Raw genomic sequence first — 25,643 nt, forward strand, 5'->3', positions numbered from 1 at the left:
CCGTCCACGTCGAAGACGTCGCTCGGCGCCCACGCCCTCCCGCCGGGCACCGCGCGCGGCGGCCTGTGCGGCGACGATCAGGGAAATCGATGCCCGGGGAGCTGGAACACCCAGCTCATCGGGGTTCTACCATGCGCACCAGGAGCACGGCCCCGCTCACGAGACGTGTGCCGGGGCGAAGAGAAACGTCGCGAAGGAGCCTCACGTGAGCAGCCCCACGCTTGCCGTCACCGACAGCGATCCTGTCGGCCTGACGGCGGACGCCCTGATCATCGGCACCGTGCAGGGCACGGACGGCGTCACGCCCGCACCGGGATCGGACTCGATCGACGCGGCGTTCCCCGGTGGTCTCGCCGCGCTGCTGACGGTGGTGGGTGCGACCGGCCGCGCCGACGAGGTCGTCAAGATCCCGACGCAGGGCCGGATCACCGCGCCGCTGCTCATCGCGGTGGGCCTCGGCAAGGCGGAGCAGGACGGCGGGCTGACCGCCGAGCAGGTCCGTCGGGCCTCCGGCGCGGCGGCCAGGGCACTGGGCGACGACGTCGCGCAGGTGGCGAGCACCCTGTCGACGATCGACCTGGCCGCCGCCGCGCAGGGCACCGCCCTGGGCGCCTACCGCTTCGACCAGTACAAGTCGTCCGACGAGGGCCGGGCGCTGAACTCGGTCACCTTCGTCCGGACGTCGGAGCAGACCGGCGACGGCACCGCGACCCTGACGGCCGCGGCCGCCATCGCGAAGGCCGTCAACTCCGCCCGCGACCTGGTGAACACCCCGCCCAACGACCTCTTCCCCGAGTCCTTCGCCCAGCGCACCGCCGACCTGCTGCGGGGCACCGACGTGGACTTCGAGGTGCTCGACGAGAAGGACCTGGCCAAGGACGGCTACGGCGGCATCCTCGGCGTGGGCGCGGGCTCGTCGCGGCCGCCTCGCCTGCTCCGCCTGCGGTACAAGGGCCCCAAGGCCGCCAAGAAGGTGGCCCTGGTCGGCAAGGGCGTCACCTTCGACAGCGGCGGCATCTCGCTCAAGCCCGCCGCCGACATGCACCACATGACCAGCGACATGGCGGGCGCCGCCGCCGTCGTCGCCGTCGTGGTCCTCGCCGCCGAACTGGGCTATCCGCTGGAGATCACCGCGACGGTGCCGCTGGTGGAGAACCTGCCCTCGGGCACCGCCTACCGGCCCGGCGACGTGCTCACCATGTTCGGCGGCAAGACCGTCGAGGTCCTCAACACCGACGCGGAGGGCAGGCTGATCCTGGCCGACGCGATCACCCGCGCGGCCGAGGACGAGCCCGACTACCTCATCGAGACCTCCACCCTGACCGGGGCGCAGGTCGTCGCGCTGGGAAAGCGGACGGCCGGGATCATGGGCTCCGACGCCTTCCGCGACCGCGTCGCGACGCTGGCCAGGGCCACCGGCGAGGGCGGCTGGGCGATGCCGCTGCCCGAGGAGCTGCGGGGCGACCTCGACTCCAAGCTGGCCGATCTCGCCAACATCACCGGTCATCGCTGGGGCGGGATGCTCGCCGCCGGGATCTTCCTGCGGGAGTTCGTGGCCGAGGGCCTGGAGTGGGTGCACATCGACATCGCCGGGCCGTCCTACAACGACAAGGGCGCCTGGGGCTACACCCCCAAGGGCGGCACGGGAGTCCCGGTTCGCACCATCGCCGCCGTGCTCGCCGACATCGCCGAGCAGGGCTGACACCCGCGCGCGGTCTCCGCTGACCGCGGGCGACCCCGACGCCGACGCCCCGGTGAGCCTCCCCCGCTCACCGGGGCGTCCTCGCGTCCGGCCGCGTCGAGGGTGCGTCCGACGGCGGCGGGGTCGTCGCTCGGGCAAGCCTGACGAACCGACCGGCGACACGCCGTTCCGGCCCGGCTCGCCGACCGCCGGTCCCGCGCCGCGCGGGGCGACGTACGAAGCCGGACCTCCGGAGCATCGTCTCGGCGGCATCGCCTCCGACACGGCGCGGCCGAGGCGGCCCGGGTTCAGAAGTCCAGACCGGGAGAACCGCGGGTCGGCCACGTCCACCCGCGATCCGGCCAGCGCGCCGACCAGACAGGCTGAGACGCCGACAACCGGGCCGCGGCGTCACCCGACGCGGTCCCGCCCGCTCAAGCCCCGCGATCCGGCCGCCCTCGGCGACCGCGCCGACCTCGCGGCACCGGCTCAGTCCTCCAGGCGGCGACGCTGCTCCTGTTTCCGTGCCGACCGCTGCCGAGCCTGGAAGTCGCGCATCCGCTGCGGGTAGCCGACGAGTCCGACGTCGTACACGGGCATGGCCAGCTTCTTGGCCAGTTGTTTCGCCGCCTCCGGCCCGGCGATCCGACGTCGGGTCCACTCGCCGTCGTGAGCGACGAAGACGATCGTGGTCTCCGTGACCGTGGTCTTCGGTTCCACGAAGGCCTCCACCCCGCGTCGAGCGGCCGCCCACTGCTCCAGATGACTCGTGTCGTCCTTGGTTGCGGTGCGGGTCGTTCCAGGACGTTGACTCCTGCGAAACCTACTGAAAAGGCCCACAACGGACACCTCCTTCGTTATCACCTCGATCCTGCCGGCCGGAGGTGTCACCACGGTGACGTCCGGGCCGATCAATCCAAGCCCGTCTCATGATTCACTCGGGCCCGCCGCCGCGAGAGCGCATCAAGCGGGTCCGATGCCGCCCCGGATCACCGGACGACGACGCCGAGCCGGGGCGAGACCGAGAACGGCCCCGCCACCGTGTCCCGACGAGAGACGACGGGGGCTCGCGGGCACCGGGCGCCCACGCGGGCGGCGGCCGGCCTTCGGCACCACCCACGCGGCCCGCCTTCGGCACCACCCACGCGGCCCGCCCGACACCCGCCCACGCGGCCCGCCGCGGTAGCCCCACGACAAGGGCGGGCGAGGCCGCGTCGCCGACACGCCCGGCGTGGTGACAAGATGGCGTCGGGTACCAGCGACGACCGGCGCTGCATCCGATATCTACGCGACCACCCTGTCGATGCGTCTCGCAAGGAGATCCCGTGGCTGACACCTCCGCCGACATCGTGATCCTCGGTGGCGGCTCCGGCGGTTACGCGTGCGCGCTGCGCGCGGCTGAGCTGGGCCTGTCCGTCGTCCTGATCGAGAAGGACAAGCTGGGCGGCACCTGCCTGCACCGAGGCTGCATCCCGACCAAGGCCCTGCTGCACGCCGCGGAGATCGCCGACACCGCCAGGGAGGGCGACGCCTTCGGCGTCAAGACCTCGCTGGAGGGCATCGACATGTCCGGCGTCAACGCCTACCGCGACGGCGTGGTGAGCAGGCTCTACAAGGGCCTGCAGGGCATGATCAAGGCGAAGAAGATCACCGTCGTCGAGGGCGAGGGCACCTTCGTCGGCCCCGACTCCGTCGAGGTCGACGGCACCCGGTACACCGGCGCCAACGTCGTGCTGGCCACCGGCTCGCACGCCAGAAGCCTGCCCGGCCTCGATCTCGGTGGGCGCGTCATCACCAGCGACGACGCGCTGCGGCTCGACTACGTCCCCGACCGGGTCGTCGTGCTCGGCGGCGGAGTCATCGGCGTGGAGTTCGCCAGCGTGTGGCGTTCCTTCGGCGCGGAGGTCACGATCGTCGAGGCGCTTCCGCGACTGGTCCCGGCCGAGGACGAGTACCTGTCCAAGCAGCTCGAACGCGCGTTCCGCAAGCGGGGCATCGCGTTCAAGACCGGGGTCCGCTTCAGCGGCGTCACCCAGGACGACTCCGGGGTCTCGGTGAGCCTGGAGTCCGGGGAGCAGCTCGACGCCGACCTGCTGCTCGTCGCCGTCGGCCGGGGACCCAACACCTCGGGTGTCGGCTACGAGGAGGCGGGCGTGGCGATGGAGCGGGGCTTCGTCCAGACCGACGACCTCCAGCGGACCAACCTGCCGAACGTCTACGCGGTCGGCGACATCGTGCCCGGTCTGCAGCTGGCACATCGGGGCTTCCAGCAGGGAATCCTCGTCGCCGAGCAGATCGCGGGCCTGGAGCCGACGCCCATCGACGAGACCGGCATCCCGCGCGTCACCTACTGCGAGCCGGAGGTCGCCTCCGTCGGCCTGACCGAGGCCGCGGCGAAGGAGAAGTACGGCGAGGTGCAGACCCTCGTGTACGACCTCGGCGGCAACGGCAAGAGCCAGATCCTCAAGACGTCGGGCGCGGTGAAGCTGGTCAAGGCGGGCGCCAAGGGCGAGAGCGGGCCGGTCGTCGGCGTCCACCTCGTCGGAGCCCGCGTCGGCGAGCTGATCGGCGAGGCGCAGCTGATCTACAACTGGGAGGCACACGCCGAGGACGTGGCTCCCCTGATCCACGCACACCCCACCCAGAACGAAGCCCTCGGCGAGGCGCACCTCGCCCTGGCCGGCAAACCCCTGCACGCCCACGCCTGATGCCGGCGCGAGGAACATCCCCAACGAGCGACTAGTTCGAGGAGTCAGCGAAACATGGCCTTCTCCGTCCAGATGCCCGCACTCGGCGAGAGCGTCACCGAGGGCACCGTCACCCGGTGGCTCAAGCAGGAAGGCGACCGCGTCGAGGTCGACGAGCCGCTGCTGGAGGTGTCCACCGACAAGGTCGACACCGAGATCCCGTCCCCGGCGGCAGGCATCCTGCAGCGCATCGTCGCCCCGGAGGACGAGACCGTCGACGTCGGCGCCGAGCTGGCCGTCATCGACGACGGCTCCGGCGGCGCCGCACCGGCCGCCGCCCCGGAGCCCGCCGCGCAGGAGCCCGCGCCCTCGGCTCCGGAGCCGCAGGAGCCCGCCGCGCCGCAGGCCCCGGCCGAGCAGGCCGCGCCCGCCGCGCCGCAGAGCGGCGGCGAGGGCACGTCCGTGCCGATGCCCGCACTCGGCGAGAGCGTCACCGAGGGCACCGTGACGCGCTGGTTGAAGCAGGTCGGCGACTCCATCGCCGTCGACGAGCCGCTGCTGGAGGTGTCCACCGACAAGGTCGACACCGAGATCCCGTCGCCCGTCGCAGGCACGCTGCTGGAGATCTCCGTCCAGGAGGACGAGACCGTCGAGGTCGGCGCGCAGCTGGCCGTCGTCGGCGCGGCAGGCGCGGCAGGCGCGGCGGCACCGGCGGCCAAGGCCGCCGAGCCCGAGCAGGCCGCACCGGCACCGGCACCGGCGCCCGAGCCCGCACCGGAGCCCGCGGCACCGCCGAAGCCCGCGGAGCAGCCCCCGGCCGCCCCGCAGGACGAGGCCAGGCAGACGGCACCGGCGCCCACGCCTCCCGCGTCCACTTCGTCCGCCGCTCCGGCGACCGAGAACGGCACCCCGTACGTGACGCCGCTGGTGCGCAAGCTCGCCACCGAGCACGGCATCGACCTGGCGACGCTGACCGGCACCGGCGTCGGCGGACGCATCCGCAAGCAGGACGTCCTCGCCGCCGTGGAGGCGGCCAAGACGCCTGCGCCCGCCGCTCAGGCGCCGCAGCAGGCGCAGGCGGCACCGACGGCACCGGCGGGGCAGCCCAGTGCCGAGGCCGTCGCGCTGCGCGGCAAGACCGAGAAGATGAGCAGGCTCCGCCAGGTCATCGCACAGCGGATGGTCGAGTCGCTGCAGGTGTCGGCGCAGCTCACCACGGTCGTCGAGGTCGACGTCACCAAGATCGCCCGCCTGCGCGACCGGGCCAAGAAGGCGTTCCAGGAGCGAGAGGGCGTCAAGCTCTCCTTCCTGCCGTTCTTCGCCAAGGCCACCGTCGAGGCGCTCAAGCAGCACCCGAAGCTCAACGCCTCGGTGAACGAGCAGTCCAAGGAGATCACCTACCACGGCGCGGAGCACCTGGTCGTGGCGGTGGACACCGAGCGGGGACTCCTCGTGCCGGTCATCCACAACGCGGGTGATCTGAACCTCGGCGGGCTGGCCCGCAAGATCACCGACCTCGCGGAGCGCACCAGGGCGAACAAGATCACCCCGGACGAGCTCACCGGCGGCACGTTCAGCCTGACCAACACGGGCAGCCGGGGCGCCCTGTTCGACACGCCGATCGTCTTCCAGCCGCAGGTGGGCATCCTGGGCGTCGGCAGCGTCGTGAAGCGTCCCGTGGTGGTCAGCGACGAGGCAGGCGGCGACACCATCGCGATCCGCTCGATGGTCTACCTGGCCCTGTCCTATGACCACCGGCTCGTCGACGGCGCGGACGCGGCCCGCTTCCTCGCCACGATGAAGCAGCGCCTGGAGGAAGGCGCCTTCGAGGCCGACCTGGGTCTCTGATCCACCGCCGCACCACGCGGCACCGATTCGATGCGGTCGGGCCCGACGAACCACGCCGGTTCGTCGGGCCCGATCTCGTTCTCGGGCCCCGCAGGCCGCCGACGCTCGATTCTCGTCATCGGTCGGGCCACACCGCCTGAGGTCCGCGATCGGCGGGGTCACCCGGGCGGGCCGTCCGCCCTTCGGTCGCCGCCGTCTCTCGACGACGATCCGTCCGTCGGCGACCGACCGCTCATCGGCCGCCGACCCGCACGAGCGGAGCCGTCGGCGGCCCGGCCGCAGGCGCGCGGGCACGACAGGGCCGTCGTTCGGCGGGCGTTCCGGCAGCGGGCGTTCCGACGAGGAGTCCGCTGGGAGACGGTCGGACCGCGACGACAGGGACGAACCGACGGCGCTTGTTCTCGGCGCGGGCGGTCGGCGCCCTCCCCGACGGGTGCCCTCCCCGACGGCGTTCACCCGGCGGCATCGACCCCGGAGGCAGCCTCGCCACGGTCGACCCGGCTCGGCCGATTCTCCGAGGTCGACGCGCCGAGAACAGCCGATCGGGAACAGGCGCGCGAACGCGCCGAGTGTCGGTCCGACCGCGCACGGCAGCCGAGGCGATGGGGAGAGAACTCGCATTTCGGGTGCCGATCGGCGACGATCACGCCATGCGCATCGTGATCGCGGGTTCCTCGGGACTGATCGGCACCGCCTGTGTCGCACTGCTGCGACGGCGCGGACACGAGGTCGTCCGACTGGTCCGTCGGGCTCCGGCCGCGCCGGACGAGCGCCGGTGGGATCCGCCGTCCGGCGTCATCGAGTCGGGTGCGCTCGACGGCGCCGACGCGGTGATCAACCTCTGCGGCGCGGGCATCCTGGACCGCCGATGGAACGACGGGCGCAAGCAGATCATCCGCGACAGCAGGCTCGTCCCCAGCGAGGTGCTCGCGGGCGCCGTCGCGGACGCGGGTATTCCGGTGCTGGTCAACGGGTCGGCCGTCGGCTACTACGGCGACACCGGCGATCGCGCGGTCGACGAGGGCGCGCCGCCCGGCTCCGGGTTCGTCGCCGGGCTGTGCGTGGACTGGGAGGACGCCGCCGCCGGGGCCACCGCCTCGGGTGGCAGGCTCGTCCTCGCCCGCAGCGGCATCGTGCTGGCGCGCTCCGGCGGTCTGCTGGGCAGGCTGCGACCGCTCTTCTCGGCCATGTTCGGCGGCAGGCTGGGCAGCGGCAGGCAGTACATGTCCTGGATCTCCCTGGAGGACCACGTCGCCGCACTGTGCTCTCTGATCGAGGACGACTCGGTCTCCGGTCCCGTCAACCTCACCGCGCCCGCCCCGGTGACCAACGACGACTTCACCAGGGCGCTGGCGACCGCCGTGGGCAGGCCCGCGCCCTGGGTGGTGCCGGGTTTCGCGCTGCGGGCGGTCGTCGGCGGAGCGGCCGACGAGATGATCCTCACCGGACAACGCGCCGTACCCCGCGTGCTGACCAGTCGGGGCTTCCGGTTCGCCCATCCGACGGTCGACTCCTGCCTGCCCGCCACCGTCGGCGGATGAGGGGCCGGACCACGGGCGTAGGGTCGTGGTCGTGCCTCAGACGAACGCCTCCGCGCGCGGTGCGTCCTGCCGGGCGAGCACGGAACCCGTGCTCGTGGAGCGAATCGACCGCATCGACTACCTGCGGGCCTGGGATCGGCAGCGCGAGATCGCCGCCGCCCGCGCCGACGGGCAGGGCCCGGACACGCTGCTGCTGTTGGAACATCCCTCCGTCTACACGGCGGGCAAGCGAACCCAGCCGGAGGACCGCCCCTCGGACGGCACCCCGGTCGTCGACGTCGACCGGGGCGGGAAGATCACCTGGCACGGCCCCGGCCAGCTCGTCGGCTATCCGTTGATCGCGCTGCGGGACCCGGTCGACGTCGTCGACTACGTGCGTCGGTTGGAACAGGCCCTCATCGACGTGTGCGATCGGTTCGGCGTGCACACCGGTCGGGTGGAGGGCCGCAGCGGCGTCTGGGTGCCCGCCGACGATCGCGGGCCGGAGCGCAAGATCGCGGCGATCGGCATCCGAGTGCAGCGCGGCGTCACCATGCACGGCTTCGAGATCAACTGTGACGCCGACCTGTCGGCCTTCGATCGGATCGTGCCGTGCGGCATCCGCGACGCCGGGGTGACCTCGCTGACCCAGGAGCTGGATCGGCGGGTCACCGTGGCCGAGGTGCTGCCGTCGGCCGAGAAGGCGATCCTGGACGCGATCGAGGGCGTCCTGCCGCTGAGCGAACGCGACGCGAGGGCAGGCCGGGCCGAGCCAGTGCTCGATCCGGCCACCTTCGCCCTGGAGCCCGGCCTGCTTCCTCGGGGTTGAGTCGACTCGCCCGCTCGTTCACGCGACCGGGCCCGCACGACCAGCGACATCGCGGTGGCACCGCCGGCGGCGGAGGTCGCCGAGCTGCCGGGACGCTGACCGCCCGCCGGCCCGGCAGGCGACCGGAACCCGCGACCCCGGCGGGCGGACGGCCGTGCGACCAGGTCCGACGTCGGATGCCGCCGTCCGAGTAGCCCGCGGCACGAACGCGACACGGTCGCCGGGCAGCCGAGAGCACGATCGGCGGCATCGTCTCCGCGCACCGCGGGGGCCGCCGGTCGTGGTCCGGCGGCACAACGCCCGCCGGCGGCCACGCCGGTTGGACCACCACCGCGGCGCGGCCGGACGGCGGCGCGGCTCAGCCCAGCTGCGGGACGACCTCGGCGGCGACCAGCTCGATGTGCTCCAGGTCGGTCACGTCCAGCACCTGGAGGTACATCCGGTCGATCCCGCCGCGCTCCCGCCAGCGGCCGAGCTTGTCCACCACCTCGGCGGGCGAGCCCGCCAGGCCGTTCTCCCGCAGCTCGGCGGGCTTCCGATCGATCGCCTCGGCGCGGCGGGCGACCTCGGCGTCATCCCGCCCGACGCACAACACCTGAGCCGCCGACCAGCGGAGCTCCGCCGGATCGCGTCCCACGTCGACGGCCGCCGCCCGGACCCGGTCGAACTGGGCGATCGCCGTGTCGACGTCGACGAACGGCAGGTTGAACTCGTCGGCGAACCTGGCAGCCAGTCGCGGCGTCCGCTTCCTGCCGCTGCCGCCGATCACCACCGGCGGGCCCGGCCGCTGCACCGGCTTGGGCAGCCCCGGCGAGTCGACCAGTTGGTAGTGCTCGCCGTCGTAGGAGAACGTCCCGCCCTCCTCCGTCGCCCAGAGCCCGGTGATGACCTCCAACTGCTCGGTGAACACGTCGAAGCGTTCGCCGACCGGCGGGAACGGGATGCCGTAGGCCGAGTGCTCGCGGGCATACCAGCCGGTGCCGAGTCCGAACTCCACCCGGCCGCCGGACATCTGGTCGACCTGGGCCACGGCGACGGCCAGCGGGCCGGGCAGCCGGAACGTGGCCGCGGTGACCAGTGTGCCCAGTCGGATCGTGCTGGTCTCTCGCGCCAGCGCGCCCAGGGTCACCCAGGCGTCGGTGGGTCCGGGCAGGCCGTTGCCGTCGCCCATCACCAGGTAGTGGTCGGAGCGGAAGAAGGCGTCGTAGCCGGTGGTCTCGGCATGCCGGGCGAGCCGAAGCAGATCGTCGTAGGAGGCGCCCTGCTGCGGCTCGGTGAAGATACGGAGAGTGAGGCTGTCAGTCACGCAGCCCAGGCTACGGCTCGCGTCGTCCGAACGTCCGGCACGCCGTGCGGGCCCGATCGGGGTCGGTGTCACTCACCCCCGTCCGGGGGAGTATTGATGTCGACATGGCGAAGTGGACCATCACGGATATTCCAGATCAGTCAGGCCGGGTCGCACTCATCACCGGCGCGAACTCCGGAATCGGCCGCGCCACCGCGTTCGCGCTCGCGGCACGCAATGCCACGGTGCTGGTAGCGGTGCGATCGGTCGATCGAGGCGCGGAGGTCGTGGAGAAGATCACGTCGGTCGGGGGCCGAGCCGAAGTGCTCGAACTCGACCTCACCGACCTCGCGTCGGTCCGGCGGGCGGCGTCCGAGGTCGAGCAACGCGCTCCCGAGGGTCTCGACCTGCTGATCAACAATGCCGGGGTGATGGCCACGCCCCTCAAGCGCACGGTGGAGGGCTTCGAGCTTCAGTTCGCCACCAACCACCTCGGGCATGCCGCCCTCACCTGGCTGTTGATGCCCCGGCTCCGTCTGCGGGCAGGCTCCCGGGTCGTCACCGTGTCCAGCTTCACGCACAAGGGACGCGGGCTTGACCTGGACGATCCGAACTTCGACCAGCGCAGATACAACTCCGGAATGGCCTACAGCCAGTCGAAGCTGGCGAATCTGCTGTTCATGTTCGAGCTCGACCGCAGGCTGCGCGCCGAGGGCGCCGACGTCCTGAGCGTCGCAGCCCATCCCGGCCTGGTCGACACCGAGCTGGCGACCAACTCGGCCAGGATGCGGGCCTCCGGCTTCATGGAGAAGGCGGCGGGTCTCTTCAGCAGGACGACGGGACAGTCCGCCGACCAGGGCGCCCTCCCGCTGCTCTACGCGGCCACCATGGCCGAGGTCCGGGGCGGGGACTACTTCGGTCCCGACGGCGTCGGCGAACTGCGGGGCGGACCCAAGCGGGTGGCGACCTCCGCCGAGGCGCAGAGCATCTCCGATGCCCGCAGGCTCTGGGAGGTCACCGCCAAGCTGACCTCGGTGACGCCTGATCCCGCCTGACACCGGGGGTGCGCTGGGACGACGGCGGCCGCCGGTTCGCCGCCGAGTCCCGGCGCCCCCCACCGGCCTGATGCGGCCCCCTATGCCCCCGTCACCACGGGAAACTGCGGCGTAGGCTGGGCCGCGTGACGGTCGTACCGGAGGGACGGAAGCTGCTGCGTCTGGAAGTTCGCAACAGCCAGACGCCCATAGAGAAGAAGCCATCCTGGATCAAGACCCGCGCGCGCATGGGCCCCGAGTACCGCGAGCTCAAGAGCCTGGTGCGCAGTGGAGGCCTGCACACGGTCTGTGAAGAGGCGGGCTGTCCCAACATCTACGAGTGCTGGGAGGACCGCGAGGCCACGTTCCTCATCGGCGGCGGCCAGTGCACCCGTCGCTGCGACTTCTGTCAGATCGACACCGGCAGGCCCGATCCGTTCGATCGCACCGAGCCGCTGAAGGTGGCCGAGTCGGTCAAGACCATGGGCCTGCGGTACTCCACGGTCACCGGCGTGGCCCGCGACGACCTGGACGACGGCGGCGCGTGGCTGTACGCCGAGACCGTCCGGGAGATCCACCGTGTCAGCCCCGGAACCGGCGTCGAGCTGCTGATCCCGGACTTCAACGCCGACCCCGACCAGCTCGCCGAGGTCTTCGGCAGCAGGCCGGAGGTGCTGGCGCACAACCTGGAGACCGTGCCGAGCGTCTTCCGGCGCATCCGCCCCGGCTTCCGCTACGAGCGGTCGCTGGAGGTCATCACCGCGGCACGGAAGGCGGGCCTGGTCACCAAGTCGAACCTGATCCTCGGAATGGGCGAGGAGCCCGCCGAGGTCGTGGCCACCATGCGCGATCTCCACGAGGCCGGCTGCGAGATCCTGACCATCACCCAGTACCTGCGGCCGAGTCCCCGACACCACCCGGTGGAACGCTGGGTGAAGCCGGAGGAGTTCGTCTCCCATCAGCAGGCGGCGGAGGAGATCGGCTTCGCGGGCGTCATGGCGGGTCCGCTGGTCCGCTCGTCGTACCGCGCCGGCAGGCTGTTCGCCAGGACGAAGGCGCACCGGGGCGAGGCGCTTCCCGACAATCTGCTGCACCTGGCCGACGAGAAGCCCGCGGCCCAGGAGGCCGCCGCCCTGCTGGCCCGTTGACGACCGCGTGGCGGGGCCGACTCGCATGATCGACGCGCGTGGGCGGCGGGCCGCGCTCACCCTTCGTGACCGTCTGTGGACGGTTCACGGCGGTGAGCGGCCCGGCCGCCCACCGGTCACGACGTCGGCCGTATCCTAGGGTCATGGCCCCTAAGCTGGATAAAGCTGCCGCCAAGGAAGCGGCGAAGCAGCGACGCCAGGCCTCCCGCGAGCGTCGCAAGCAGATCTTCGAGGCGTTCAAGATGCAGCGCCGCGAGGACCGCGGCCTCATTCCGTGGATGGTCGGCGCGCTCCTCGTGGTCGCCGGGGCGATCTTCGGCCTCGGTTTCATCTGGGGACTCCAGTGGGTCTTCCTGCCGGTCGGCATCGCCTTCGGCCTGTTGGCCGCCGTCGTCATCTTCGGTCGCCGCGTGCAGCGCAACGTGTATCGCAAGGCGGACGGACAGCCGGGAGCGGCGGGCTGGGCGTTGGAGAACCTGCGTGGCCGCTGGCGCGTGACCAACGCCGTCGCGGGCACGGCCCATCTCGACGCCGTCCACCGCGTGATCGGCAGGCCGGGCATCATCCTCGTCGGGGAGGGCGCGCCGCACCGGGTGCGGAGCCTTCTCGGGCAGGAGAAGAAGCGCATCGCCCGTGTCGTCGGCGACACTCCGATCTATGACCTGATCGTCGGCAACGATGAGAAGCAGGTCCCGCTCTCCAAGCTTCAGACCCATCTGGCGAAGCTGCCCCGCAACATCACGGTGGCCCAGATGGACGTCCTGGAGACCCGGCTGGCCGCGCTGGCCAGCAAGGGAGTGCCGCTGCCGAAGGGGCCGATGCCGCAGGGCTCGAAGATGCGCAGCATGCAGCGCACGGTCCGCCGCCGCTGAGCGGCGCAGACGACACCACCGCTGAGCGGCGCAGACGACACAGGCCGCCGAGCAGCACAGACGACACAGGCCGCCGAGCAGCACAGAGGACACAGGCCGCCGAACGGCGCAGGACGCTCTCGCCGCTCGGCGAGCAGAAGGCCCGATGCGTCGAGCGACCTGGCCGGCCCGAGCCGCGGCAGGCCCAGTCCGCCGAGCACTCCGAACCACGCAGACCGCGGAGCGACGAAGGCAGCAACGAGTCGCCGAGCGACGAACGGGCCAGCGGACGTCGAGCCGCCCGGGCACGCCGGGGCGCTCATCCAGCCAGGGTGTGACCTCGTCAGACCGCAGACCGCACCGACCGAACGGGCCGCCGAGATGGCGGCCCGTTCGTCGTCCCCGGCAGGGAGGCTGCGAGTCACAGCCGTCCCTGACACCACAGTCATCCCTGGCACCACGGCCGTCCCTGGCGCCGCCGGCCCGACAGCCGCCCCAGACCGCAGCCCGTCTCGCGCAGCGGGGGTACCGAGACCCAGGGTGGCGCGGGGCCCGCGGGACCGGAGCGACGGGCGTACGACACGCGCCGCCGGAACGGCGGGGAACCGGTGTGCCGTCGGAACGGGGGGCGCCGCGGCGGGTGCGAACCGCCGCACGGTGACCCGGTCGCCTCCCGCCCGACCCGGTCGCCGCGGGGTGCCGAGGAGATCGACGTCGAAGTAAGACGGCGTCGCGGTGGGGCGGACGGCATCGCGGCGCCCGGACCTGCGGGAGAGGGCATCGTGCCGCCGACCAGCTGCGGGAGCACGGCCGAGTCCGGCCGGATGGCCCGGCCTCCCATGACCCGGAGCCGAGCCGGCGAGCCGACCCGACGACCCCGATCCCTTGCGAACCGGCGAACCGATGTCCCACCAGCCCGCCCCGACACCCGGCGGAGGCCCGCGGGGTCCGCAAGGGCTCAGCGGGAGCGGACCACCACGGTGCCCGCGGCCTTGTCGTGCAGTCCTCGGGAGTCGGCGTCCCAGATCAACGCGGGGAGAAGGAAGAAGAGCAGCGCGGTGCGGCCCAGCGCTCGGAGCGGGCCGACGGCAGGCACGTCGCCGATCCGCGCCACCCGAATGCCGAGCAACGCCATCCCGGGCGTGAAGCCCACGGTGGCCACCGGCAGAATGGTCAACAACGCCCACACGAGCAGGCTCCAGTGCCGGGGCAGCTCGGGTGCGGTGAACAACCCGGCGATCAGGGCCGACGCGAGCAGGTCGATCAGCAGCGCGACGGCCCGGCTCCCCTTGCTCGCGACCGAGTCCGGCCCGTGTTCGGGCAGTCCGAGGCGTTGCCCGCGCCAGTCCTGACGTATCGGCTCCGGTCGCTCCCCCGGCGGCAGTGCCGCGGAGGGTCCGGTCAGCCAGGATCCGGTCAGCCTGTTCACCACTCCAGAGTAAACGGCCTGGTCCAGGCGATCACGGCGGGTCGTGACGCCCGGCGAACCCGCAGGCCAGTTAACGTGGTCGAAACATCCGGTTGACGAGTGGGCAATACCAGCCACCTAGCTTCGCCGTGAGCCGGTGGCATTAGGCCGGTGACAGGGCACCGCCACGGCGACCGGGCAGACCGCGCACTGCCCGCGTGCCGGGCCCCGCCCGTGGTCTCGATCTGACGAAGGAGCCGTTCAGGGTGTTCAGCAATGCCGATGAGGTCCTCCGGTTCATCGCCGACGAGGACGTGAAGTTCGTCGATATCCGGTTCTGCGATCTGCCGGGGATCATGCAGCACTTCACCATCCCGGCCGCGACGCTCGACGCCGACGCCTTCACCGAGGGCTTCGCCTTCGACGGGTCTTCCGTCCGCGGTTTCCAGTCCATCCACGAGTCGGACATGCTGCTGCTGCCCGACCCCTACACCGCGCGACTGGACCTGTTCCGGGCCGAGAAGACGCTGAACATCAACTTCTTCGTGCATGACCCGTTGACTCTCGAGCCCTACAGCCGTGACCCGCGCAACGTCGCCCGCAAGGCCGAGGAGTACCTGGCGTCCTCCGGCATCGCCGACCAGGCGTTCTTCGGCGCGGAGGCCGAGTTCTACCTGTTCGACTCCGTCCGTTTCGACACCACCGCCAACGCCTCGTTCTACGAGATCGACTCCGAGGCGGGCTGGTGGAACAGCGGCGAGGACGAGCCGGGCGGCAACAAGGGCTACAAGGTCCGTTACAAGGGCGGCTACTTCCCCGTCGCGCCGACCGACCACTTCGGCGACCTGCGCGACCGCATCACGTTGAACCTGATCGAGTCGGGATTCACCGTCGAGCGAGCGCACCACGAGGTGGGCACCGCCGGGCAGTCCGAGATCAACTACAGATTCAACACGCTGCTGCACTCGGCGGACGACCTCCAGCTGTTCAAGTACATCGTCAAGAACACCGCCTGGCAGGCGGGCCGGACCGCGACCTTCATGCCCAAGCCGCTGTTCGGCGACAACGGCTCCGGCATGCACACCCATCAGTCACTCTGGAACGCGGGCAAGCCGCTGTTCTACGACGAGTCCGGCTACGGCGGCCTGTCCGACACCGCCCGGTACTACATCGGCGGTCTGCTGCACCACGCGCCGAGCCTGCTGGCGTTCACCAACCCCACGGTGAACTCCTACCACCGGCTGGTGCCCGGCTACGAGGCCCCGGTCAACCTCGTCTACTCGCAGCGCAACCGCTCCGCGTGCATCAGGATTCCGATCACCGGCAGCAACCCGAAGGCCAAGCGGGTCGAGTTCCGCTGCCCCGACGCCTCCGGCAACCCGTACCTGTCGTTCGCCGCGCAGATGATGGCGGGCCTGGACGGGATCAAGAACAAGATCGAGCCGGTCGCGCCCATGGACAAGGACCTCTACGAGCTTCCGCCGGAGGAGGCCAAGGGCGTCCCGCAGGTGCCCAGCACACTGCCCGCCGTCATCGACAAGCTGGAGAGCGACCACGACTACCTGCTCGAGGGCGGCGTGTTCACTCCCGACCTGATCGAGACGTGGATCAAGCTCAAGAGAGAGAACGAGATCGACCCCATCCGGCTGCGCCCGCACCCGCACGAGTTCGAGCTGTACTTCGACGTGTGATCGGACTCGCCCGCTGACCAGGCATGTCCTGGCCCGACCCGGCCGGACGAGCACGTCAGGAGAGCGGCGGCACGAGGCATCCCCTCGGCCGCCGCTCTCGGCGTCTCGGAGAGGACGATCCGACGGAGTGCCGCCCACGACCGCTGGCCAGTGTCGGCCCCACGCAGGCGACGAGACACTGCTCTCGTCCAGACGTCGGCGAGCGCCGGCGGCCCGTGCCGACGCCGCGGCGTCGGCACGACGGGTCATTCGTGAGACGTCTCCGCGGACTCGCCGGAGTGAGACTCGCCGACGCCGCTACGCACATCACACTGCTGGACTTCGTGTCCCACCGGCGACGGCCCGGAACGTCCTGACCTCATCGGCCGGCCGTCCCAGGCCGGGTCGAGTGCGCCTCGGCGAGGAGCCCGAGCGAGACGATGAATCGGCAGCCCGCGCATCCACGCAGCGCAGCGCGCTCCGGACGCAGTGCGGGCTGCGCCCCGGGCCGGCTCCGTAACGCCGGCTCCACCCGACACCGTTTCTCGGCGGAACGGCGCGCCGAGAACCGCCGCCGACACACTGCGGATCCGACATGTGGAGTATCGGTTGGTCCCGCGGTAGTCCGGCGTGCGATCAGCCGTCCGGCAGATCGTGGCGGTGTTGCGACCCTCACCGGCTCCGAAGAGCCGGTGCCACCCTGGTTTGCCAGGGATGTTGCCCATTCGAGCAGGTTCAGGTTACCGGTTCGCGACCAACACGCCCGGGAATCGCTTCGGACAGGATCGGCGTGTCGCTCGACGCCCCTGCTCCCAGGCGCCGGCCGGCGAGAAACCTCGTTCGTGTCCGACACGGCCGCACGATCATGTCGGCCGGGAGACACCGACCGGGCCGCCACGCAGGCCGTGCCCGCCGCGCCGGCAGGAGCGCGCTGCGGGACGCAGGCACACCACCGGCCCGTTACGCCGGAATTCTGCTGTTAGCTGAACCCTGCGTAATCCCATGACTCACCCTAGTGAGGAAGATCGTTCTGCGCCGGATCTCGATAGGCTGACGGGTATCTGATCGTCACCATCCTGTGGAGAATTCGTGACCAGCCGAGAGCGGGTTCGCGCGGTCGTCGACGCGCGATGGTTCAACAGGTTCATCATCGGGGTCATCGTCGTCAACACGATCGGCCTAGGCCTGGAGACCTCGCCGGATCTGATGGCCTCGCACGGCACGCTGATCCACACCGTCGACATGACCGCGATCGGGATCTTCATCGTCGAGCTGGCCGCCAAGTTCTACGCCTACCGGCTGCGCTTCTTCCGCGACCCGTGGAACTGGTTCGACACGGTGGTGGTCGGGGTGGCGCTGGTCCCCGCGGGCGAGACGTTCGCGGTGCTGCGGGCCCTGCGGATCATGCGGGCGCTCCGGCTGATCTCGCAGGTTCCCAGCATGCGACGGGTCGTGACCGCCCTGCTGAGCGCCATCCCCGGCCTGCTGTCGATCCTGGGTCTGCTGCTCCTCGTGCTGTACACGAGCGCCGTCGTGGGCGTCCAGCTCTTCCGGGACGCGGCGCCGGATCTGTTCGGCGACCTGACGACCTCCCTGTTCACCCTGTTCGCGGTGATGACGATGGAGGGCTGGCAGGGCATCGCGGAAGAGGTGATGGCCGTCTACCCGGCGGCCTGGGTCTTCTTCATCGGCTACATCGTGGTCACCGCATTCATCGTGCTGAACCTGCTGATCGCGGTGCTGGTCAGCACGATGGAGAACCAGTTGTCCGCCGAACGCTGGGAGGAGGACCAGAGCATCGAAGCCGTGCAGCACGCGCGCGTGATGGAGGAGTTGCGGATGCTGCACGACAGGCTCGACGAGGTACAGGCCGCCCTCCCCCGGCAGACCGGCTCCCCCGACGACCTCGATCGTGCCGAGCCTGCGGGAGACCAGGCCGAGACCACGCGACACGCGGTGCCGCCGGACACCGCCCTGCCGCCTACGGAGAAACCCGACCGGCTGCCGGAGCCCGCGACCTGATCCGACCACGAACGACGAGGCCGCGCTCGGCTGGAGCGGCGAAGCGCTTCGAGGCCGAGCAGCATCCCCGCCACCACGGGATCGATCCCCACCTTCCGTGAAGTCATCGATCCCGTGGGTGACCCTGGTTAGTCTGACCACAGGCCGATCGTCACCACCCGTGGAGCGTTCGTGACTCTTCGAGACCGTGTCCGTGCCGTCGTCGACTCCTCGTGGTTCACCAGATTCATCGTCGGCGTCATCGTCGTCAACGCGATCGGCCTCGGCCTGGAGACCTCCCCGAATCTGATGGCGGGGTACGGAACGCTGATCCACACCATCGACCTGATCGCGATCGGCATCTTCGTCGTCGAGCTGGTCGTCAAGCTCTACGCCTACCGGCTCGACTTCTTCCGCGATCCGTGGAACTGGTTCGACATCGTGGTGGTCGGCGTCGCCCTGGTCCCCACCGCCGAGGGATTCGCCGTGCTGCGCGCGCTGCGCATCATGCGGGCCTTACGACTGATCTCCCAGGTCCCCAGCATGCGCCGCGTCGTCGGCGCGTTGTTGAGTGCGATCCCCGGGCTGCTGTCGATCCTCGGACTGCTACTGCTGGTGCTCTACACCGGCGCCGTCGTCGGGGTCCAGCTCTTCCGCGACGCCGCGCCCCAGGATTTCGGCAGCGTCAGCAGCTCGCTGTTCACCATGTTCGAGGTGATGACCCTGGAAGGTTGGCAGGACATCGCCGATCCGGTGATGGACGTCTATCCGGCAGCCTGGGTCTTCTTCATCGGCTACATCGTGGTGACCTCGTTCATCGTGCTGAACCTGCTGTTGGCGGTGCTCGTCGGCACGATGGAGGTGCAGCTCTCCGCGGAGCGCTGGAAGGAGGACCAGGACCTCGAGGCCGCGCAGCACGACATGGTGATGGCCGAGCTTCGCGTCCTCCGCGCGGAACTGGCCGAGCTTCGCGGCATGCGGCTCGACACCGCCGCGGGCTCGACACCGGCGGCCCTCGCACCGGCGGGCCCGGTGCCGGAAGGCATCGCACCGGCGGGCCCGACGCCGAACGGCGACGGCCGACCGAGGGCGGTGCCGCCGACGCGGAGGAACCGGCGGCGCCGAGCGATGCGGCGCAGGCGCTGACCGGGTCGAACCCGGCCGTGGACCGGCCGCTTCACTCCCCGTAGAAGACGCGATCCACGACCGCCCGCGCCCGCCGAGTGATCCGGCGATACTCGTCGACGAACTCGCCCGGCTCACCCGACGCGGCGTCCAGACCCATCACCCTGGCCACCGAGACCAGCTCGTGGCCAGCACCGGGAATCTGATCGGACGGCTTGCCCCGGACCAGGGTCGTCGCGTTGCGCGCCCTGGCCGCCATCAGCCAGCCCGCGCGCAGCAGCTCGGCGTCCGACTCCACCAGCAGCCCCGCCTCGACGGCGGCATCCACCGCGCCCAGGGTGGAGGTCGTGCGCAGCGCCGGAACCTCGTGGGCGTGCGCCAGCTGTAGCAGCTGCACGGTCCACTCGACGTCGGCGAGGCCGCCCCGACCAAGCTTCGTGTTGGTCGTCGGATCGGCGCCGCGCGGCAGCCGCTCCGCCTCCACCCGCGCCTTGATCCGCCGGATCTCCCGCTGATCGTTCTCGGGAAGACCGCCCTCGGGATACCGGAGCGGATCGATCATCTCGATGAACCGCCTGCCGAGATCGGCGTCGCCCGCGATCGGCCGGGCGCGCAGCAACGCCTGTGCTTCCCAGGGCTGCGCCCACTGCCGGTAATAGGTCCGGTAGGACTCCAACGTCCGCACCAGCGGCCCGCTGCGGCCCTCCGGACGCAGCTCGGTGTCGACCTGGAGCGGCGGGTCGACACTCGGCTTGTTCAACAGCCTGGTCAGCAGCTCGGCCACCGAGGTCGCGTAGCGAATCGCGGCGGCGTCGGCCGTGGTCGCCGCATCGGCGTCGGCGTCGTCCACGATCGGTTCACAGACCACCAGCACGTCGGCGTCGGAGCCGTAGCCCAGTTCGTCACCGCCGAGCCTGCCCATCCCGATCAACGCGATCCGCGCCGGTGGCCGACGCGGCGTCGTCCCGTCGGTCGAGCGCAGCACCGACCGGATCGCCGCGCCCAGCGAGGCGTCGAGCACCGCCGCCCACACCCGCGACAGCGCCCGACACACGTCCGGCAGGTCCATCAGTCCGAGCAGATCCGCACAGGCCACCCGCAGCAGCTCGTGCCTGCGCAGCGACCGCGCGGCGATCACCGCCTGCGTCGGGTCCTCATGGCGGGCGACGGCGCTGGCCAGCGAGAGCGCCACCTGTTCCGGATCTCGATCGATCAGCCCCGAGGTGTCCCCGAGGAGCCGGAGCACCTCCGGCGCGCGCACCAGCAGATCCGGCACCAGACGAGAGCTGCCCAGCAGCAGCGCGAGCCGCTCCGCCACCGCGGCCTGATCACGCAGCACCCGCAGGTACCACGGCGTGTCGGTCAACGCCTCCGACACCTGTCGGTAGGCCAGCAGTGCGTGATCGGGGTCCGGGGTGTCCGCGAACAGGTCGAGCAGCATCGGCAGCAACGCCTGCTGAATGTGCGCGCGTCGGGACACCCCCGAGGTCAGAGCGCGGATGTGGCGCAGCGCCCCCTCCGGGGAGGTGAAGCCCAGGGCGGCCAGCCGGTCGGTGGCCGACTTCGCCGTGAGCCGCAGTGCCTCCGCCGGGACGCCCGCCACCGCCTCCAGCAGCGGCCGGTAGAACAGCTTCTCGTGCAGGCGCCGCACCCGGCCGCCATGTCTGCGGAACTCGTCGAGCAGGATGCGGCCCGCGTCCCGTCTGCCGTCGCTCCGCAACCCGGCTGACCTGGCCAGTCTGCGCAGGCCCGCGACGTCGTCGGGAGCGGGGAACACATGGGTCCGCAGCATCCGCTGCAACTGAAGCCGATGCTCCAGCACCCGCAGGAAGCGGTAGGACTCCCCCAGCTCGGCGGCATCGGCGCGGCCCACGTATCCGCCGCTGCCCAGCTCCGCCAGAGCCTCGATCGTCGCCACGGGCCGGAGCAGCTCATCGGACCGGCCGTGGACCAACTGCAGGAGCTGCACCGCGAACTCGACGTCCCGCAGCCCGCCCCGCCCCAGCTTCAACTCCCGCTCGGCCAGCTCCTGCGGCACGTGGTCCTCCACCCGACGCCGCATGGCCTGCACGTCGGCGACGAACCCGTCCCGCTCGGCGGCCGACCAGACGAACGGCTGCACCAGCGCCACGTACTCCGCGCCGAGGTCCAGGTCGCCTGCCACCTCGCGGGCCTTCAACAGCGCCTGGAACTCCCACGTCCTGGCCCAGCGCCGGTAGTAGGCGAGGTAGCCGTCGACCGTACGGACCAGCGCACCGGCCCGGCCCTCCGGCCGAAGGGCGGCGTCGACCTGGAAGCAGGCCTCCCCGGCGATCCGCATCACGGCGGCGGCCAACGCGGTGGCCTGCCGCAGGTGGGCATCCTCGTCGAGCACTTCCGCGGGCAGCGGATCGGAGGCCGCCTCGACGTCCACCGTGCCGGTGTCCGGGGTGGCAGCGGCAGGCGGCGCGGCCACGAACACCACGTCGACGTCGCTGACGTAGTTCAGCTCCCCCGCGCCGCACTTGCCCATCGCCACCACGGCGAGTCGCCCCCGGGGCAGACCTGGTGTGCTCGGCGGCATGACCTCGGCGGCGGCGACGGCCAACGCGGCACGCAAGGCGGCGACGGCCAGATCGGACAGTTGCGCGGCGACCTCTTCGTACCGGTCGACCGGCGCGGGCAGCGTCCCCTGGCTCAGATCCACCACCGCGATGTCGGAGAGCAGGTCGCGATAGGCGGTACGCAGCTCGGCCACCGCCTCCCGCCCCCGCGACTCGGCCCGGAAGCCGCCCGGGACCTCGTCGGGGACGGCCCGCACCGCGGTCAGCAGCTCGGTGGTCAGCGCCTCGACGTCCTTGTGCTCAGCCCCGGCGTCCACGAGTCGCCGCCACCGCCGCGGCCGCAGAATGAGATGGTCGGACAGGGCTGAGCTGGCCCCGAGCAGACCGAAGAGCCGCTGCGAGACGCGCGGATCGGAGCGCAGGGCCTCGTCCAGCTCCGGCCACTCGTCGCCGAGCGCCTCTCGAAGCCGTTCGAGGCCCCGCAGCGCGAGATCCGGATCGGCGCCGGCCGACAAGGCCTGGAGAGCGGCGGCGGCGCCCTCGCCGATCCGCGAGTTCACCCACCAGCCGAGCGCACGCAGGGTCTCCGCGGCCCGGGGGTCGGTGAGTCCGAACCTCCCCGGGGAGATGCTGCTACGGGCGACGTCGGCCATCGAGACTCCCTTCCCGCGCCCTCAACGGGGCTCGTGCGACGAATCCGTCGTGTCGGACGGGCGTGCTCGCGGACACCGCCACCGCCGCGCCCGGTACGTTCCCGCATCGGCGACGCCCGACCCGCGCCGCGACCCCGCAGCCGTCCTCGTCCGGCGCGCCCCGCGGCTCCGCCGGTCGCGGGAGACCCGATGCCGGCGACGCCGATCACAGCAGGGGCAGTCTGCGCCTGCCCGGGGACCCGGGGACCAGCCCGGCCTGCTGACCCGCCATGGTGGCGAACCGCGCCATGATCGGCTGCCACGTCTGCGCGATCTCCTCGTGTGCCTCCTCCAGCCTGCCCGGCTCCCACTGAGTCGCGGGCAGTGCGGCGGCGAAATCCTCGGAGTCGGCCAGCCAGGCCCGCACGACCTCCGGCGACGTCTCGATGTGGAATTGGAAGCCGTAGGCCAGGTCGCCGACGCGGAACGCCTGATTCTCGTACTTGGGCGAGGCCGCCAGACGTTGCGCACCCGGCGGCAGCTCCGTGATCACGTCCCCGTGCGCCTGCATGACCAGAGGGGTGAGCGGCAGGTCCTCCAGCAGTGCGTCCTGCTCGGCGGCATCACGCTTGGCCACCAGCCGCGCCCCCACCTCGGGGCCGTCCTCGCCCGGTTCCACCATGCCGCCGCTGACGGAGGCGAGCAGCTGCGCGCCGAGGCAGATGCCCAGCGTCGGGAGCCGACGCCGGACGCCCTCGGTCAACCGGGCCCGCACCTCGACCAGCCAGGGGTGCTCGCCGAGGCTCTCGGCGCTCATCGGGCCACCCAACACGATCAGCGCGTGGAAGTCGTCCAGCGTCGGGATCGCCTCGCGATCCGCCCGCACCACCTGGAGGTCCGCACCCGCGTCGGTCAGCCAGTCGGCCAGGACTCCCGGCGAATCGCTCTCGGCGGGTTGGAGGATCAGAATTCGTGCCTTCGCCACACCCCTGATGCTAGAGCCTGCTCCATTCGCCGACCGTCACGTCCCGACAACGACGCTCCCGCGCCGACACCGCTTCAGAAGAGCACCGAGATGAACTCCTACGAAGTGGCCGGGTCAGCGACACTCGCCGACAGGCGGCACCGGAGACGGCAGGCCGCTTCACCGGCTTTCGTGACGTGCCCCAGGGCCGTGAGCGGCGTCGCAGACGGCCGGCTCGGAGACCGGGGAACGCCGGCACCGTGCTCCTGTTCCCGAGACCAACAGCCCCGGAAAAGAGAAAAGGACGGTACGGACATCCGGGAGCAATTCTGCTCGACCGTGATGTCCGTACCGTCCTCATCAAGTAAAGGTCGGCGGCGTCCTACTCTCCCACACCCCCACGGGTGCAGTACCATCGGCGCTGGAGGGCTTAGCTTCCGGGTTCGGAATGGGACCGGGCGTTTCCCCACCGCTATGACCACCGACACACCTGCGAAGAAACACCATCCCCACCCACCAACACACCCGAACCCACCCCCCAAAAAAAAGGGAATGGCCCAGACATGTTCCGGACAGGAACAATTGTTCCTTCAGAACCACACAGTGGACGCGTAGCACCTTCATAGCAAGTCCTCGGCCTATTAGTACCCGTCAACTCCACCTGTTACCAGGCTTCCATCTCGGGCCTATCAACCCAGTGGTCTGCTGGGGGCCTTAACCCACAAAGGGGTGGGACACCTCATCTAGGAACAGGCTTCCCGCTTAGATGCTTTCAGCGGTTATCCCTCCCGAACGTAGCCAACCAGCCATGCACCTGGCGGTACAACTGGCACACCAGAGGTTCGTCCATCCCGGTCCTCTCGTACTAGGGACAGCCTTCCGCAAGTATCCTACGCGCGCGGCGGATAGGGACCGAACTGTCTCACGACGTTCTAAACCCAGCTCGCGTGCCGCTTTAATGGGCGAACAGCCCAACCCTTGGGACCTACTCCAGCCCCAGGATGCGACGAGCCGACATCGAGGTGCCAAACCATGCCGTCGATATGGACTCTTGGGCAAGATCAGCCTGTTATCCCCGGGGTACCTTTTATCCGTTGAGCGACACCGCTTCCACCAGCCAGTGCCGGATCACTAGTCCCGACTTTCGTCCCTGCTCGACCCGTCAGTCTCACAGTCAAGCTCCCTTGTGCACTTACACTCAACACCTGATTGCCAACCAGGCTGAGGGAACCTTTGGGCGCCTCCGTTACCCTTTGGGAGGCAACCGCCCCAGTTAAACTACCCACCAGGCACTGTCCCTGAACCCGATCAGGGTCCGAGGTTAGACATCCAGTACGACCAGAGTGGTATTTCAACGACGACTCCGCAGCCACTGGCGTGACCACATCACAGTCTCCCACCTATCCTACACAAGCCGAACCGAACACCAATACCAAGCTATAGTAAAGGTCCCGGGGTCTTTCCGTCCTGCCGCGCGTAACGAGCATCTTTACTCGTAATGCAATTTCGCCGGGCCTGTGGTTGAGACAGCGGAGAAGTCGTTACGCCATTCGTGCAGGTCGGAACTTACCCGACAAGGAATTTCGCTACCTTAGGATGGTTATAGTTACCACCGCCGTTTACTGGCGCTTAAGTTCTCACCTTCGCCCCGAAGAGCTAAGCGGTCCCCTTAACGTTCCAGCACCGGGCAGGCGTCAGTCCGTATACATCGTCTTACGACTTCGCACGGACCTGTGTTTTTAATAAACAGTCGCTTCTCCCTGGTCTCTGCGGCCACACAACGCTAGCCCGAAAAGGGCTTCACGCCACACGGCCCCCCTTCTCCCGAAGTTACGGGGGCATTTTGCCGAGTTCCTTAACCACAGTTCACCCGATCGCCTCGGTATACTCTACCTGACCACCTGTGTCGGTTTGGGGTACGGGCCGCGAAGATACTCGCTAGAGGCTTTTCTCGGCAGCATGGGATCACTCTACTTCGCCTCATTCGGCTACGCATCACGTCTCACCCTTCACGCCCCAACGGATTTACCTATCAGAGCAGGCTACACGCTTACACCAGTACTACCACTCACTGGCGGAGCTACCCTCCTGCGTCACCCCATCACTTGACTACTACCAGCTCAGGTCCCGCGCAGACCACCACCACCCCCGAAAGGGCAACAATGATCCGGGCGGTTAGTATCACCAGCCTCGCCATGGGCGCATCCACACGGGTACGGGAATATCAACCCGTTGTCCATCGACTACGCCTGTCGGCCTCGCCTTAGGTCCCGACTTACCCTGGGCGGAATAACCTGGCCCAGGAACCCTTGGTCATACGGCGGCAGAGTTTCTCACTCTGCTTTCGCTACTCATGCCTGCATTCTCACTCGCACACCGTCCACGACTCGTTCACACGGCCGCTTCACCCGATGCAC

The 25,643-nt window shown here is 70.3% G+C and carries 16 protein-coding genes and 2 rRNA genes (1 of these 18 running past the window's edge); 11 read left to right on the plus strand and 7 right to left on the minus strand.

Going from position 1 to position 25,643, the window contains the following annotated elements:
• Nucleotides 1-205 precede the first annotated feature (205 nt).
• Nucleotides 206-1,702 carry a leucyl aminopeptidase gene (locus AHOG_RS23120; RefSeq protein ID WP_093943220.1) on the plus strand — a complete coding sequence of 499 codons (1,497 nt, stop codon included), beginning with the start codon at nt 206-208 and terminating at the stop codon, nt 1,700-1,702.
• A gap of 468 nt (nt 1,703-2,170) precedes the next feature.
• On the opposite strand, the gene AHOG_RS23125 is transcribed toward AHOG_RS23120, so the two are convergent.
• A complete protein-coding gene (locus AHOG_RS23125) occupies nt 2,171-2,521 on the minus strand; it encodes an oxidoreductase (RefSeq protein ID WP_093944726.1) in 351 nt (116 codons plus the stop codon).
• A gap of 485 nt (nt 2,522-3,006) precedes the next feature.
• On the opposite strand from AHOG_RS23125, the gene lpdA reads away from it, so the two are divergent.
• The 4 genes from lpdA (at nt 3,007) to lipB (ending at nt 8,565) form a co-directional block, all read left to right on the plus strand.
• Nucleotides 3,007-4,389 (plus strand): dihydrolipoyl dehydrogenase, encoded by a 1,383-nt coding sequence (gene lpdA, locus AHOG_RS23130; RefSeq protein ID WP_093943221.1) that lies wholly within the window; start codon nt 3,007-3,009, stop codon nt 4,387-4,389.
• A 54-nt stretch (nt 4,390-4,443) separates the two neighbouring features.
• Nucleotides 4,444-6,216, plus strand: a complete 1,773-nt coding sequence (gene sucB / locus AHOG_RS23135) for a 2-oxoglutarate dehydrogenase, E2 component, dihydrolipoamide succinyltransferase (protein ID WP_093943222.1) — start codon at nt 4,444-4,446, stop codon at nt 6,214-6,216.
• A gap of 650 nt (nt 6,217-6,866) precedes the next feature.
• On the plus strand, nt 6,867-7,757 hold the full coding sequence (locus AHOG_RS23140) for a TIGR01777 family oxidoreductase (RefSeq protein ID WP_093944727.1): 891 nt from the start codon (nt 6,867-6,869) through the stop codon (nt 7,755-7,757).
• Between the two features lie 31 nt (nt 7,758-7,788).
• Nucleotides 7,789-8,565, plus strand: a complete 777-nt coding sequence (lipB, locus tag AHOG_RS23145) for a lipoyl(octanoyl) transferase LipB (RefSeq protein WP_093944728.1) — start codon at nt 7,789-7,791, stop codon at nt 8,563-8,565.
• 358 nt (nt 8,566-8,923) lie between these two features.
• On the opposite strand, the gene AHOG_RS23150 is transcribed toward lipB, so the two are convergent.
• Nucleotides 8,924-9,871 (minus strand): LLM class F420-dependent oxidoreductase, encoded by a 948-nt coding sequence (locus tag AHOG_RS23150; protein WP_093943223.1) that lies wholly within the window; start codon nt 9,869-9,871, stop codon nt 8,924-8,926.
• A gap of 104 nt (nt 9,872-9,975) precedes the next feature.
• Here AHOG_RS23150 and AHOG_RS23155 point away from each other — a divergent pair, with 104 nt between their 5' ends.
• From AHOG_RS23155 to AHOG_RS23165, 3 genes are all read left to right on the plus strand, one after another.
• Nucleotides 9,976-10,905, plus strand: a complete 930-nt coding sequence (locus AHOG_RS23155; protein ID WP_093943224.1) for an oxidoreductase — start codon at nt 9,976-9,978, stop codon at nt 10,903-10,905.
• 125 nt (nt 10,906-11,030) lie between these two features.
• A complete protein-coding gene (gene lipA, locus AHOG_RS23160) occupies nt 11,031-12,032 on the plus strand; it encodes a lipoyl synthase (protein ID WP_093943225.1) in 1,002 nt (333 codons plus the stop codon).
• A 143-nt stretch (nt 12,033-12,175) separates the two neighbouring features.
• Nucleotides 12,176-12,904 (plus strand): DUF4191 domain-containing protein, encoded by a 729-nt coding sequence (locus AHOG_RS23165; protein WP_093943226.1) that lies wholly within the window; start codon nt 12,176-12,178, stop codon nt 12,902-12,904.
• A 937-nt stretch (nt 12,905-13,841) separates the two neighbouring features.
• Here the strand turns inward: AHOG_RS23165 and AHOG_RS23170 are convergent.
• Complete coding sequence (locus AHOG_RS23170; protein ID WP_093944729.1) at nt 13,842-14,312, minus strand: RDD family protein; 471 nt, start codon at nt 14,310-14,312, stop codon at nt 13,842-13,844.
• Between the two features lie 245 nt (nt 14,313-14,557).
• Between AHOG_RS23170 and glnA the strand changes: the two genes are divergently transcribed.
• From glnA to AHOG_RS23185, 3 genes are all read left to right on the plus strand, one after another.
• Nucleotides 14,558-15,982, plus strand: coding sequence for a type I glutamate--ammonia ligase (gene glnA / locus AHOG_RS23175; protein ID WP_093944730.1), 1,425 nt, complete (start codon nt 14,558-14,560; stop codon nt 15,980-15,982).
• Between the two features lie 1,068 nt (nt 15,983-17,050).
• A complete protein-coding gene (locus AHOG_RS23180) occupies nt 17,051-17,983 on the plus strand; it encodes an ion transporter (protein ID WP_093943227.1) in 933 nt (310 codons plus the stop codon).
• Between the two features lie 171 nt (nt 17,984-18,154).
• The gene (locus AHOG_RS23185) at nt 18,155-19,108 is read left to right on the plus strand and encodes an ion transporter (protein WP_093943228.1); all 954 of its coding nucleotides are present in this window, start codon (nt 18,155-18,157) and stop codon (nt 19,106-19,108) included.
• Nucleotides 19,109-19,139: 31 nt separating this feature from the next.
• Here AHOG_RS23185 and AHOG_RS23190 read toward each other — a convergent pair whose 3' ends face one another.
• The 4 genes from AHOG_RS23190 to AHOG_RS23205 all read right to left on the minus strand — a co-directional run.
• The gene (locus tag AHOG_RS23190; RefSeq protein ID WP_093943229.1) at nt 19,140-22,283 is read right to left on the minus strand and encodes a bifunctional [glutamine synthetase] adenylyltransferase/[glutamine synthetase]-adenylyl-L-tyrosine phosphorylase; all 3,144 of its coding nucleotides are present in this window, start codon (nt 22,281-22,283) and stop codon (nt 19,140-19,142) included.
• Nucleotides 22,284-22,488: 205 nt separating this feature from the next.
• On the minus strand, nt 22,489-23,247 hold the full coding sequence (locus AHOG_RS23195; protein ID WP_093943230.1) for a type 1 glutamine amidotransferase: 759 nt from the start codon (nt 23,245-23,247) through the stop codon (nt 22,489-22,491).
• Nucleotides 23,248-23,595: 348 nt separating this feature from the next.
• Nucleotides 23,596-23,712 (minus strand): 5S ribosomal RNA (gene rrf, locus AHOG_RS23200).
• A gap of 135 nt (nt 23,713-23,847) precedes the next feature.
• A 23S ribosomal RNA gene (locus AHOG_RS23205) occupies nt 23,848-25,643 on the minus strand (it continues 1,315 nt past the right edge of the window).

The sequence above is a fragment of the Actinoalloteichus hoggarensis genome (genome assembly GCF_002234535.1).
In the GTDB taxonomy this organism is placed as follows: domain Bacteria; phylum Actinomycetota; class Actinomycetes; order Mycobacteriales; family Pseudonocardiaceae; genus Actinoalloteichus_A; species Actinoalloteichus_A hoggarensis.